This is a genomic window from Spirillospora sp. NBC_01491, from assembly GCF_036227065.1.
Taxonomy (GTDB): Bacteria; Actinomycetota; Actinomycetes; order Streptosporangiales; family Streptosporangiaceae; genus Spirillospora; species Spirillospora xylanilytica.
The window spans coordinates 2,702,446-2,714,430 of record NZ_CP109432.1 but is presented as its reverse complement, the minus strand read 5'-3'; the positions used below and the strand labels follow the sequence as shown (position 1 = coordinate 2,714,430).

The following is an 11,985-nucleotide window of genomic DNA, read 5'->3' as shown; positions in this document are numbered from 1 at the left end:
CAGGCGGGGTGCCTCTCCTGGCCGGACGACGCGCCGCAGACCATGGCGCGACGATCTGGTCCATGGGAAACGCAGCGGAGGCAAGGCGATCGATCACCGACGGGGCGCCCGGACGGCGCCCGGTCCCCGAGGACGAGGCGGCCGGCGGTCCGTTGGGGGGCGGTGCGCCGGAGGGTGGTGCGCGGACCGTGGGGCTCAGCAAGGTGTACGGCACGGGGGACATGGCCGTGTGCGCGCTCGACAACGTCAGCGTGGTGCTCCCGGCCGGCCGGTTCACCGCCGTCATGGGACCGTCCGGGGCCGGCAAGTCCACGCTCATGCACTGCGTCGCCGGGCTGGACGGCGCGACGTCCGGCAAGGTCTACGTGGGCGGCCAGGAGCTCGGCGCGCTCTCCGACCGGCGGCTCACCCGGCTGCGGCGGGAACGGATCGGGTTCGTCTTCCAGGCGTTCAACCTGCTCCCGACGCTCACTGCGCTTGACAACATCACGCTGCCGATGACGCTGGCCGGCACCCGTCCCGACCGGGAGTGGCTGGACACGGTGGTGCGGGTCCTGCGCCTCGGCGACCGGCTGACGCACCGTCCGTCCGAGCTGTCGGGCGGTCAGCAGCAGCGGGTCGCGCTGGCCCGCGCGCTGGTCACCCGGCCGCAGATCGTGTTCGCCGACGAGCCGACCGGCAACCTGGACTCCCGCACCGGAGCCGAGGTCCTCGCGCTGCTGCGCGGCGCGGTGGACGACCTCGGCCAGACCGTCGCGATGGTCACCCACGACCCGGCCGCGGCGGCCCGCGCCGACGCGGTGGTGTTCCTCGCCGACGGCCGCGTCGCCGACGTCATGGACGCCCCGACCGCCGACCGCGTCCTGGACCGGATGCACGGCCTCGGGGGCCTGTCGTGACCGGGCTGGTCCTCAAGGAGCTGTGGGGGCGCAGGCGGCGGCTCGCGGGCTCCCTCGTGGCCGTGTTCCTCGGCGTGGCGTTCCTTACCGGCACGCTGGTGCTCGGCGACACGCTGGCGGGGAGCATCGACGACTACTACGCGCGCGCGTACGGGGACACCGATGTCACCGTACGGAACGCGACCAAGGTGAGCGACGCCCCCTGGGGCCCCCGTGGGCAGATCGACGCCGCGGCCCTGGACCGGGTACGGCGCGTGGACGGCGTCGCGAACGCCGAACCGGTCATCCAGGGGTCGGGACAGTTACTGGCCAAGGACGGCACCACGATCCAGTCGCGCGGCCCCAGGACGGCCGGGAACTGGCTGACCGACCCGAAGCTCAACCCGTACCGCCTCGCTGAGGGACGGGCACCCCGCGCGCCCGACGAGGTCGTCATCAACAAGATGTTCGCCGACGAGGGCAGGCTCCGTGTCGGGGACCGCACGGCCGTGCTCACCCCTGAGAAGGTCCCGGTCACCGTCGTCGGCATCAGCAGGTTCGGAGACGAGGACGCTTTCGGCGAGACCGCCTTCACGGCGTTCACCCTGGAAGGCGCCCGCCGCTACGTCGCGCGTACACCAGACCGCATCACCGCGGTCTGGATCCGGGCCGCGGACGGGCTGAGCCAGGACGCGCTGGCCGCGCGCGTGCGGCCGGTCCTGCCGGCCGGGACCGAGGCCATCACCGGCGACGGTCAGGTGGACGAGGGACTGAGCGCGGTGGAGAGCGGATTCCTGCGGGGCTTCCGCGTCGTGCTCGCCGCGTTCGGCGGGGTGGCGCTGCTGGTCGCGGCGTTCAGCATCCACAACACGTTCGCCATCACCATGGCGCAGCGGACACGGGAGTCGGCTCTGCTGAGAGCGCTCGGTGCCCGGCGCCGCCAGGTCGCCGCGATCGCCGCCGCCGAGGCCCTGGCGGTCGGCGCCGTGGCCACGCTCGCGGGGCTGGCCGGCGGGATCGGCTTCGCGGAGCTGCTGAGACGGCTGTTCTCGGCCTTCCGGATCGGGATCGCGATGCAGGGGCTGGTGTTCACCGCCACCGCCGCCCTGGTCGCCGTGCCGGTCGGCCTGGCCGTCACGCTGATCGCCGCGCTCGGCCCCGCGCTGCGGGTCTCCCGGGTGCCGCCGCTGGCCGCGCTGCGCGAGGTCGCCGCCGAGAGCACCGCGCCCACCGACACCAGGATCATCATCGGTTCGGTGCTGGCCGCCGTCGCCGCGGGCTCGGTCGCCCTCGGCGCGCTGACCGGGCGGGTCCCGATGACCGCCGCGGGCGCCGTGCTGTGCCTGATCGCGATGGTGGCGCTCGGGCCCGTGGTGGCCCGCCGGGCCGCCGCGGTCGCCGGCGCGCCCGCGGCGCGGCTGCGCGGCGTCCCCGGCGCGCTCGCCCGCGACAACGCCCGGCGCAGCCCGCGCCGCACGGTCGGCGCCGCGACCGCGCTGATGATCGGCGTCGGCGTGGTCACCCTGCTCATCGTGCTGATCGGCTCGCTGCGCGCGGGGCTGGAGGACGGCGTGGCGGGCTCCTTCCATGGCCGGATCGTGGTCAACGCCGGCAGCAACGAGACCGGTGGATTCGACACCCGCTTCGCCGCGGACGCCGCCGAGCTGCCCCAGGTCCGGAACGTCGCCGGGATGGGACGGGGCGACCTGCGGGTGGACGGACGGCCCGCCAACGTGCGGATCGCCGACCTGGTGAGCCTGCAACGCGTGCTGGACCTGGACGTCGTCCAGGGCGGCCTCGCCGCGACCCCCTCCACGGGCGGGGACGGCGCGACCGGCGGGCTGGCGGTGTCGGAGAAGATCGCCCGCGACCGCGGCTGGCGGCCCGGGTCCCGGGTCGGCGTGACGTTCGCCGACGGGACCCGGCAGACCCTCCAGGTCGGCGCGGTCTACAAGAACACCGATCTCGCCGGCGACTACCTGGTGCCCCGCGCGGTGTGGAACGCGCACACCGGGCAGCCGCTCGACACCCTGGCGTTCGTCGACCTGAGGCCCGGGGCGTCGCCCGCGGACGCCGAGCGGGCCCTCACCAGGGCCGCCGCGCCTTACGGGGCCCCCGAGGCGCAGTCACGGGACCGCTTCGTCGCCGCGCAGACCGAGGACATTAACGGTTTCATCGCCGTCGTGTACGGGATGCTCGCGCTGGCGATCGTCATCGCGCTGCTCGGCATCGCCAACACCCTGGCGCTGTCGGTCCACGAGCGGACCCGCGAGCTCGGCCTGCTCCGGGCCGTCGGCGCGACCCGGTCCCAGGTCAGGTCGATGGTGCGCTGGGAATCGGTGATCGTCGCGCTGTTCGGGACGGCCGGGGGGATCGGGCTCGGCCTGTTCCTCGGCTGGGGGCTCGGCCGGTCGCTCGGCAACCCGTTCGCGCCGTCCGGGACCCAGCTCGCGGTGATCGCCGTGGTGGGCGCGGTCGCCGGTGTACCGGCCGCGATCCGTCCGGCCCGGCGGGCCTCCCGGTCGGCGATCCTCTCCTCGATCGCCGCGCCGTGACGCCCTGACCTGATGCCGGTCCCGGCCCTGACCCGGTGGCTCCGGGCGGGTCCGGGCCGCGCAGCGTCCGCAAAACCGGCGGAAACCTCTGATCGCGCCCGGATATGGTGTGTCCATGCAGGTCAACCAGTCGGGAAAGCTCAGCAACGTCTGTTATGACATCCGCGGGCCGGTGCTCAAGCGCGCCAAACAGCTCGAGGCCGAGGGGCAGCGCATCCTCAAGCTGCACATCGGCAACCCCGCCCCGTTCGGGTTCGAGGCCCCGCCCGAGCTCCTCCAGGACATGATCCGCAACCTGCCGGAGGCGCACGGCTACAGCGATTCCAAGGGCATCCTGCCCGCGCGCCGCGCCATCGTGCAGCGCTACGAGGGCCAGGGCGTCACCGGGCTCGACGTGGAGGACGTCTACCTCGGCAACGGTGTCTCCGAGCTGATCGTGATGACGCTCCAGGCGCTGCTCAACGACGGCGACCAGGTGCTGATCCCGGCCCCGGACTACCCGCTGTGGACGGCGTCGGCCTCGCTGTGCGGCGGCACGCCGGTGCACTACCTGTGCGACGAGCAGGCGGGCTGGGCCCCCGACCTGGACGACATCGAGGCGAAGATCACCGACCGCACCCGGGCGATCGTGATCATCAACCCGAACAACCCGACCGGCGCGGTCTACCCGCGCCCGGTGCTGGAGCGGATCGTCGAGGTGGCCCGCCGCCGCAACCTGATCATCTTCGCGGACGAGATCTACGACCGGATCCTGTACGACGACGCGGTGCACACCTCGATCGCCTCTCTCGCCCCCGACCTGCTCTGCCTCACCTTCGGCGGGCTGTCCAAGAACTACCGGGTCGCCGGGTTCCGCTCCGGCTGGGTGGCGCTGTCGGGCCCGAAGGGGCACGCCGCGTCCTACATCGAGGGCCTGGACATCCTGGCCAACATGCGGCTGTGCCCGAACGTGCCGGGCCAGCACGCGATCCAGGCCGCGCTCGGCGGCTACCAGAGCATCGACGACCTGGTCCTGCCGACCGGACGCCTCGGCGAGCAGCGCGACAGCGCCTGGAAGCTGCTCAACGACCTGCCCGGGGTGAGCTGCGCCCGCCCCGAGGGCGCCCTGTACGTGTTCCCGAGGCTCGATCCCGAGATGCACCCGATCGAGGACGACGTGCGGTTCGCGTTCGAGCTGCTGGAGCAGCAGAAGATCCTCGTCGTCCAGGGGAGCGGCTTCAACTGGCCCGCCACCGACCACTTCCGCGTGGTCACTTTGCAGTACGCCGAGGACCTGGAGGAGGCCATCGGCCGCATCGGCGAGTTCCTGGAGAAGCGCCGCCCCTGAGCGGCGGACCCCTGAGCGGCGGACCTCGAGCGGCCGGCCCCGGGCCGGAGTCGGCCGGACCGTCCGGAAAGCGGTGGGACGGCCCGAATCTGGGAAGACTTGCGACGGGGGTGAACGATGGACACAACTGATGGGACCGGAAGCGCGCCGGGACGTTCGGCACTGCGGGAACTGGACCGCGAGGAGTGCCTGCGGCTGATCGCCCCCGGCGGCGTCGGCCGGGTCGCGTTCGACGATGGGGAGGGCCCCACCGTCATCCCGGTGAACTACGTCCTGGACGGCGAGGCGGTGGTGTTCCGCACCAGCCTCGGCGGACGCCTGAACTGGAGCCTGACCACGGGCCTCGTCGGCGCCGAGGTGCGGATCGCGTTCGAGGTCGACCGCATCGACGACGCCGAGCACGAGGGCTGGAGCGTGCTGCTGCGCGGCGGCGCGCACCACCTGTCCGACGACGAGACCGCGGCCGAGGTCGTGCCCTGGCCGGGCGGCGAACGCGAGGCCCGCGTCCGCCTCACCCCCGGGGAGATCACCGGCCGCCGCCTCTACCGCGACTGAGCCCGCCGTCCGGTCGTGGCGGCGGTGGGGTCAGGGGCGGAGGTAGGGGCAGGGGCGGTGCGGATGTCGCCGTCATGCCCGACCGCCCCTTATTAGTCGTCCCCGCCCTACCTCGCGCCGTCTTAGGCCGCGTCGCCCTAGCTTGCCTCGTCCTTGCCTGCGCCGTTCTGGCCCGTGCCGGGCTGCCCGGCCGCCTCGTCCAGGCGGCGGAGGGCGCCGCGCACGGTATCGGGGTCGGTCGTCGCCCAGAACGGGGGCAGCGAGGTCTTGAGGAAGCCGCCGTAGCGGGCCGTCGCCAGGCGGGGGTCGAGGATCGCGACCACGCCGCGGTCGCTCATGGAGCGCAGCAGGCGGCCCGCTCCCTGGGCGAGCAGCAGCGCGGCGTGCGTGGCGGCCACCGCCATGAAGCCGTTGCCACCGCGGGCGGCCACCGCGCGCTGCCGCGCCGAGGCGATCGGGTCGTCCGGCCTGGGGAACGGGATGCGGTCCATGATGACGAGCTGAAGCGCGGGACCCGGCACGTCCACGCCCTGCCAGAGCGACAGTGTGCCGAACAGGCAGGTCCGCTCGTCGGCGGCGAACTGCTTCACCAGCTGGGACGTGGAGTCCTCGCCCTGGCAGAGCAGCGGATGGGACAGGTGGTCCTTCAGCTCGTCGGCGGCCTGCCGGGCGGCGCGCATGGACGAGAACAGCCCGAGCGTCCGTCCGCCCGCCGCCTCGATCAGCTCGGTGATCTCGGTCAGGTACGCGTCGGCGAGGCCGTCCCGTCCGGGCTGGGGGAGGTGGCGGGCGACGTAGAGGATCCCGGCCTTGGGATGGTCGAACGGGGAGCCGACGTCGAGCCCGGACCAGCTGATCTCCTTGCCGCCGCCGCCGCCGGCGGCGTCGCTCGCACCGCCGCCGGTCTCCGCGTCGTCGGTCGCGGTGGTCGCGATGCCCTCGGCGGCCGTGCGGGCGCCACCGTCCTCGCCCCGCCGGGGACGGGCGGCGCCGCTCGGTCCGCCGAGGGACGGCAGGCCCCACTGGACGGCCAGCGGCTCGAACGAGCCGCCCAGGGTGAGGGTCGCCGAGGTCAGGATCGCGGTGCGCTTCTCGAACAGCGTGGTGCGCAGCAGGCCGCCGACGCCGATCGGGGCCACGCGGAGCGTCGGCGGGCGCCGGGGCCGGCCGTCCTGGACGAACGGCTTGTCGAGCCAGACGACGTCGGACCGCGCGGAGATCTCGGGCTGGAACGCCTCCAGCAGCCGCACCGCCGTGTCGTGCAGGTCGTTCAGCGAGGACCGGGCGGCCTTGCGCGCGCCCATGTCGCCCGGGTCGGTGTCCTTCTTCTCCGGGCCGATGGCGGTCAGGCAGGCGTGCGCCGCGTCGCGCGCGACGGCGAGGGCGGTGCCGATCGCGGGGGACAGGACGTCCATGCGCCCCGCCGGGTGGTCCTCCAGGAGAAGTCCGAGGCCCTCCGCCGACTCCGTCAGCCGCTCGGCGACGGACTCCTCGACGAGCCGTCCGCAGCGGCGCGCGGCGGTCTCCACCGCGGCCCCGCTCAGCTCGCCGGTCGCGACCGAGGTGACCCGGTCGACCAGCTCGTGCGCCTCGTCCACGATCACCACGTCGTGCTCGGGCAGGACCTGGAACTCCTCCAGCGCGTCGATCGCGAGCAGCGCGTGGTTGGTGACCACGATGTGCGCCTCGCCGGCCTCGGCGCGGGCCAGCTCGGCGAAGCACTCGGTGCCCTGCGGGCAGCGGGTCGCGCCGAGGCACTCCTTGGCGGTGACGGCCACCTGCCGCCACGCCTGCTCGTTCACGCCGGGGACGAGCTCGTCGCGGTCGCCGGTCCTGGTCTCCTCGGCCCACTCGTTCAGCCGCTTGACCTGCCGCCCGAGGGACGAGAGCTGCTGCGGGTCGAACAGGCTCTCGCTCTCCTCCTGGTCGTCGGGCATCCCGGCCTGCACCCGGTGCAGGCACAGGTAGTTGCGCCGGCCCTTGAGGATCGCGAACTTCAGATCGCGGCCGAGCAGCGGGCGCAGGGCCTCGGCCAGCCGGGGCAGGTCGCGGTCGACGAGCTGGCGCTGCAACGCGATCGTCGCGGTCGACACCACGACGGTGGTGCGCTTGTCCATCGCGTGCCGGATCGCCGGGACGAGGTAGGCGAGCGACTTGCCGGTGCCCGTGCCCGCCTGCGCGGCGACGTGCTCACCAGAGCCGATCGCCTGCTGGACGGCCTCGGCCATCTCCACCTGCCCGGGACGTTCCGCCCCTCCGATGGCCTCGACGGCGGCGGACAGCAGGGTCGCCATGTCTGGAATCTGGGTATCGCTGGCGGTCAGCAGATCAGGGGCGGGCACGTCGGCCAACGCTACCGGTCGTGGAGGACGAACGCGCCCGGCACCCATGAGCCGGGCCACATGATCGCGCGGACGCCCGGAGCGGGGCGGCCCCGGCGGGGGCGCCGCGCGGACCCGGCGTGTCCGGCACCGCCGCGGATCGGTCAAAATAGACGCCGTGTCTGCTGAAAGAGAAGTCCTGACCTGGGAGTCGTTCGGCACGGCCAGCCGTGAGCTGGCGCAGGAGGTCGCCGACAGCGGCTACCGGCCGGACCTGATCCTGTCCATCGCGCGCGGCGGCCTCTTCGTCGCCGGGTCCCTCGGCTACGCGCTGGACGTCAAGAACCTGCACGTCATGAACGTGGAGTTCTACACCGGCGTGGACCAGCGCCTCGACCTGCCGGTGATGCTCCCGCCGGTGCCGAACGCCGTGGACCTGTCGGGCGCCAAGGTGCTGGTCGCCGACGACGTGGCCGACACCGGCGCCACCCTCAAGCTGGTCAGGGACTTCTGTGCCGATCACGTCGCCGACGTCCGGTGCGCGGTGGTCTACCAGAAGCCTCACTCGTCGGTGAAGTCCGAGTACGTGTGGAAGCACACCGACCGCTGGATCAATTTCCCCTGGTCGACGCAGCCGCCCGTGGTCAGCGCGGAGCACCAGGTGCTGGACGCCTGACCCCGGTTATCCACAGAACGCGATTCCAGTATCCGGGGCCCCGCGGTCCTGCGAGCGTCGAGTCATGCATCCCACGCCGGGAGGCGGCCCGACACCACTGGTGATCCGCACCGCCCCAGACGCCATCGCAGCCGTCCCCTACCTGCTGGGCTTCCACCCGTCCCGCAGCCTCGTCGTGATCGGTTTCTCCGGTCCCCACCAGACCTGCGCGATCCGCCTCGACCTGCCCTCCGCCGAGCTGACCGGCGAGGCGGCCGAACGGGTCGCCGCCATGCTCGCGGGCAACGCCTTTCGCGGCGCCCTGCTGCTCGGCTACGGGCCGGCCGACGAGGTCGCCCTCGCCGTCGGCCCGATGAGCGCTGCCCTGGAGGCACGGGGCCTCGCCGTCCCCGAGGCCATCCGGATCGCGGACGGCCGCTGGTGGTCCCTCACCTGCCCCGACGAGACCTGCTGCCCGCCCGGCGGCACGCCGTACGACAGCTCGGGCAGCGCCATCGCCGCCCAGGCCACCTTCGCCGGGCAGGTGGCCCTCGCCGACCGGGCCGAACTCGTCCGCTCCGTCGAGCCCGTCGGCGGCCTCGTCCGCACCGCCATGCGGGCCGCCACGGGCCGGGCCGAGCGGCGCTTCCTGAACTGGGCGCGCGACGGTCTCGGCCACGCCCAGATCCAGTCCCGCCTCTCCCAAGAGGGCCTGGCCCTGCTGCCCGGCCTGCTGGCCCGCACCCGCGACGGCCCCCCGAGCCACGACGAGACCGCCTGGCTCGGCGTCCTGCTGACCAGCCTGCGCGTCCGCGACGAGGCCTGGATACGCGTCGACCAGGACGCCCCCGGCGCCGACATCGCGTTCTGGCGCGACATTCTGCGCCGCGTCGAACGCCCCTACGCCGCGGCCCCCGCGTGCCTGCTGGCGTTCGCCGCCTACTCGGCCGGTGACGGCGGCCTGGCCAACATCGCCCTCGACCGCGCCTGCGACGCCGACCCCCGCTACTCGATGGCGTTCCTGCTCCGGGAGGTCATCGCCGCCGGCATCCCCCCGTCCCAGGCCCAGATGCGCATGACCCCCGAACAACTGGCAGCCGCCTACACCGACCAGGGGGACGGCTCCCCCGGAGAGGAGACCCATAAGGCCGGCTGACCCAGAGCCCGGCATCTCCCGACCACCCCTTGCCCGGATGCCGGGCCACCCACGTCCGCGCCATCGATCCGTCACCGCGTCCCTCATCACCTCAGGAACGCCGGCCGGCGTTCGGCAGGGGGCCCGTCGGCAGCGGCCCCATCAGTCGATCTCGGCGGCCGGCCGACCTCGGGCAGCGGGTGGTCCACAGCACGGCGGTGTTGAGGACCAGGCCGAGCTCGCGCGGACTCGGGCTGTCAGGAGGAGACGGCCTCGCCGGGGGTGCCCGGGTCGATGCGGCGGTCTCGGTTGCGGTCGTTCCAGGCGCGCATGCGCGGCGGGTAGCCGACGATCTGGACGTCGTAGATCGGCAGCGCGAGGTCGCGCGCGACCTTGCCGATGACCTTGGGGGAGCCGACCCGGCGGCGGGTCCACTCGCCGTCGGTGGCGACGGCGACGGCGGTGGTGTCGGTGGCGAAGGTCTCGGGCTCCACATAGAACTCGACGCCGGGGCGGGAGCGGGCGAACGCGATCAGGGCCTCGATGTCGGAGTCGGTGGCCTCGCGGTCGAGCCTGGTCACCGTGGACCCGCGGTTCTTGCGGATCCCGAAGCGGTCCCGGAACCTCATCGCGTTGCTCCGTCGTCTGCCAGCCCCGGGCGGATCCCGGAGTCACCGTGCGTGTACGACCATAACGATCCTTCCCCGCGCGCGGGTTCCCCGACACAGCCCCGTTGTCCGGTGGGCGGGGGGTGGTCCAGCCCTAAACTGGCGGACTCGAGTGATCAACAAGCGGGGCGAGGGGGCGTTCATGGACGCGCGGCACGGGGCGGGCCTGGCCCGGCGATGGTCCGCCGCGGTCGTCGCGGCGGCGGTCTGCGGCTGGCTGAGCACGATGGCCCCCGCCACGACGACGACGGCGGCGGCCGGGGCCGGCCCAGGCTCGGGCTCCGGCGTCCTGGTGAGCGGCCGCGGCGAGGGCGAGGCGGCACCGCCGCCCAAGCCCACGCCGCCGCCGGTCGACTGCGGGCGGGCGAAGTGCGTCGCGCTGACCTTTGACGACGGCCCGATGAACAGCACCGCCAAGCTGCTGGACATCCTCGCCGAGCGCAAGGTCAAGGCCACCTTCTTCATGGTCGGCGGGAACGCCGGGACCTACCCCGCGCTCGTCCGCCGCGAGCACGCCGAAGGGCACGAGCTCGGCAACCACAGCTACACGCACGCCGACCTCGGCCGCGCCTCCACCACGAAGATCATGTCGGAGCTGACCCGGACCCAGCACGCGATCCAGCGGGCCGGCGGCGTCTCGCCCAGGCTGATGAGGCCGCCGTACGGGTCCACCGGGCCCAAGCTGGCCGCCGCCACCAAGCGGCTGGGGCTGGCCCAGGTCCTGTGGACGGTCGACCCGCTCGACTGGAAGATCCGCAACAGCGCCGCCGTGGAGCGCAAGGTCGTGCGCGCGACCAGGCCCGGCTACATCGTGCTCATGCACGACATCCACCCGACCACCGTCGCGGCGGTGCCCGGGATCATCAAGCGCCTCGCCGCCAAGGGCTACGTCTTCGTCACCGTCTCCGAGCTGTACGGCGACCCGATGACCCCGGGCAAGAAGTACATCCAGCGCCCGGCCCCCCGAAAGGCGCCGACCAGGACCCCGTCTCCGGAGACCCCGGGCACAGCCGCCCCAGCGGATCGCTGATCCCGGACGTCTGCCGGCCGGGGGTCGCGGGACGCAGGGGGAGCGTGGGCGGGGCCGCCGGGCTTGGGAGGAGGGGCATCTCAGGGGCGGGTCAGGGTCTTCCCCGATGGCAGCGGGAAGACGGGGCGCCGACGATGGGGGATATGGACAGCAGCCACACGGTGGGGGACCTGCGGGTCTCGGACGCCGAACGGGAACCGGTCATCCAGCGGCTTCAGGAGGCGTACGCGGACGGGCGCGTCGATCATGAAGAGTTCGAGATGCGCATGCACCTGGCCATGACGGCCAAGACCCGGTCGGACCTCGCGGTGGTGTGCAGGGACCTGGTGCCGCCGGAGCCGGACCGGCGGCCGGCCGAGGCGGTGAGCGGGGAGGACCGGATGCTGGCCGCGGTCGCGCACGGGATCGGGTACGTCACGCTGTTCGTGGGGCCGCTGGTGCTGATGCTGCTGAGCGGCAGGCGGTCGGAGTACGTGCGCCGGCACGCGGCGGAGGCGGTGAACTTCCAGCTGACGGTGCTGGTGGTCACGATCGTGACGTTCGGGCTCGGCGGGATCCTGTACGCGGTGACGTGGATCGCGGCGGGCATCGCGGCGCTGATGGCGCTGAGCGGGCAGGACTTCCGCTATCCGTGGATCCTGCGGCTGGTGAAGTAGCCCGGGGGCGGCGGGTTCGGACGATGGCGGGGTGTCGCGGGGAGGCATCGAGGAAAGGCTGATATGACCGCGGGGGGCCGCGGTCGTCAGGGGCTGGGGCTGTCCCGCGCTGCACGCGCGGAGGCGGCCTCTCGGTTTTCGCCTATCGCTTTATTCCCCTCGCGACCTGTGATGACCCTAACGTCCTAGTTATGTGGAAGATACA

Annotated in this window: 10 protein-coding genes; 8 read left to right on the top strand and 2 right to left on the bottom strand. The window is 73.3% G+C overall.

The window, feature by feature from the left end; translation table 11 throughout:
• The first annotated feature begins 188 nt into the window (after positions 1-188).
• From OHA34_RS12745 to OHA34_RS12730, 4 genes are all read left to right on the top strand, one after another.
• Positions 189-899 carry an ABC transporter ATP-binding protein gene (locus OHA34_RS12745; RefSeq protein ID WP_443029635.1) on the top strand — a complete coding sequence of 237 codons (711 nt, stop codon included), beginning with the start codon at positions 189-191 and terminating at the stop codon, positions 897-899.
• Positions 896-3,433, top strand: a complete 2,538-nt coding sequence (locus OHA34_RS12740) for an ABC transporter permease (protein WP_329521707.1) — start codon at positions 896-898, stop codon at positions 3,431-3,433. The genes OHA34_RS12745 and OHA34_RS12740 overlap by 4 nt, the downstream gene beginning before the upstream one ends.
• Positions 3,434-3,548: 115 nt before the next feature.
• Positions 3,549-4,760, top strand: coding sequence for a pyridoxal phosphate-dependent aminotransferase (locus OHA34_RS12735; RefSeq protein ID WP_329521706.1), 1,212 nt, complete (start codon positions 3,549-3,551; stop codon positions 4,758-4,760).
• Between the two features lie 117 nt (positions 4,761-4,877).
• Positions 4,878-5,315: a pyridoxamine 5'-phosphate oxidase family protein gene (locus OHA34_RS12730; protein ID WP_329521705.1), complete on the top strand. Its 438-nt coding sequence runs from the start codon at positions 4,878-4,880 to the stop codon at positions 5,313-5,315.
• Positions 5,316-5,452: 137 nt separating this feature from the next.
• Here the strand turns inward: OHA34_RS12730 and OHA34_RS12725 are convergent, their stop codons facing one another.
• Entirely contained in the window at positions 5,453-7,609 is a 2,157-nt protein-coding gene (locus tag OHA34_RS12725) for an ATP-dependent DNA helicase (RefSeq protein ID WP_285941420.1), read from the bottom strand.
• Positions 7,610-7,814: 205 nt separating this feature from the next.
• Between OHA34_RS12725 and OHA34_RS12720 the strand changes: the two genes are divergently transcribed.
• Entirely contained in the window at positions 7,815-8,312 is a 498-nt protein-coding gene (locus tag OHA34_RS12720) for a phosphoribosyltransferase (protein WP_329521704.1), read from the top strand.
• Between the two features lie 64 nt (positions 8,313-8,376).
• On the top strand, positions 8,377-9,447 hold the full coding sequence (locus OHA34_RS12715) for a DUF4192 domain-containing protein (RefSeq protein ID WP_285941350.1): 1,071 nt from the start codon (positions 8,377-8,379) through the stop codon (positions 9,445-9,447).
• Between the two features lie 236 nt (positions 9,448-9,683).
• Here the strand turns inward: OHA34_RS12715 and OHA34_RS12710 are convergent, their stop codons facing one another.
• Complete coding sequence (locus OHA34_RS12710) at positions 9,684-10,055, bottom strand: hypothetical protein (RefSeq protein WP_285941349.1); 372 nt, start codon at positions 10,053-10,055, stop codon at positions 9,684-9,686.
• Positions 10,056-10,206: 151 nt separating this feature from the next.
• Between OHA34_RS12710 and OHA34_RS12705 the strand changes: the two genes are divergently transcribed.
• Complete coding sequence (locus OHA34_RS12705) at positions 10,207-11,124, top strand: polysaccharide deacetylase family protein (protein WP_329521703.1); 918 nt, start codon at positions 10,207-10,209, stop codon at positions 11,122-11,124.
• 143 nt (positions 11,125-11,267) lie between these two features.
• The gene (locus OHA34_RS12700) at positions 11,268-11,780 is read left to right on the top strand and encodes a DUF1707 and DUF4870 domain-containing protein (protein WP_285941345.1); all 513 of its coding nucleotides are present in this window, start codon (positions 11,268-11,270) and stop codon (positions 11,778-11,780) included.
• Positions 11,781-11,985: the final 205 nt, after the last annotated feature.

What these genes read in the sequence shown, in the direction of transcription:
- OHA34_RS12735 (WP_329521706.1), top strand. Translation starts at nt 3,549, where the DNA reads ATGCAGGTCAACCAGTCGGGAAAGCTCAGCAACGTCTGTTATGACATC.
- OHA34_RS12730 (WP_329521705.1), top strand. Translation starts at nt 4,878, where the DNA reads ATGGACACAACTGATGGGACCGGAAGCGCGCCGGGACGTTCGGCACTG.
- OHA34_RS12725 (WP_285941420.1), bottom strand. Translation starts at nt 7,609, where the DNA reads ATGGCGACCCTGCTGTCCGCCGCCGTCGAGGCCATCGGAGGGGCGGAA.
- OHA34_RS12715 (WP_285941350.1), top strand. Translation starts at nt 8,377, where the DNA reads ATGCATCCCACGCCGGGAGGCGGCCCGACACCACTGGTGATCCGCACC.
- OHA34_RS12710 (WP_285941349.1), bottom strand. Translation starts at nt 10,055, where the DNA reads ATGAGGTTCCGGGACCGCTTCGGGATCCGCAAGAACCGCGGGTCCACG.
- OHA34_RS12700 (WP_285941345.1), top strand. Translation starts at nt 11,268, where the DNA reads ATGGACAGCAGCCACACGGTGGGGGACCTGCGGGTCTCGGACGCCGAA.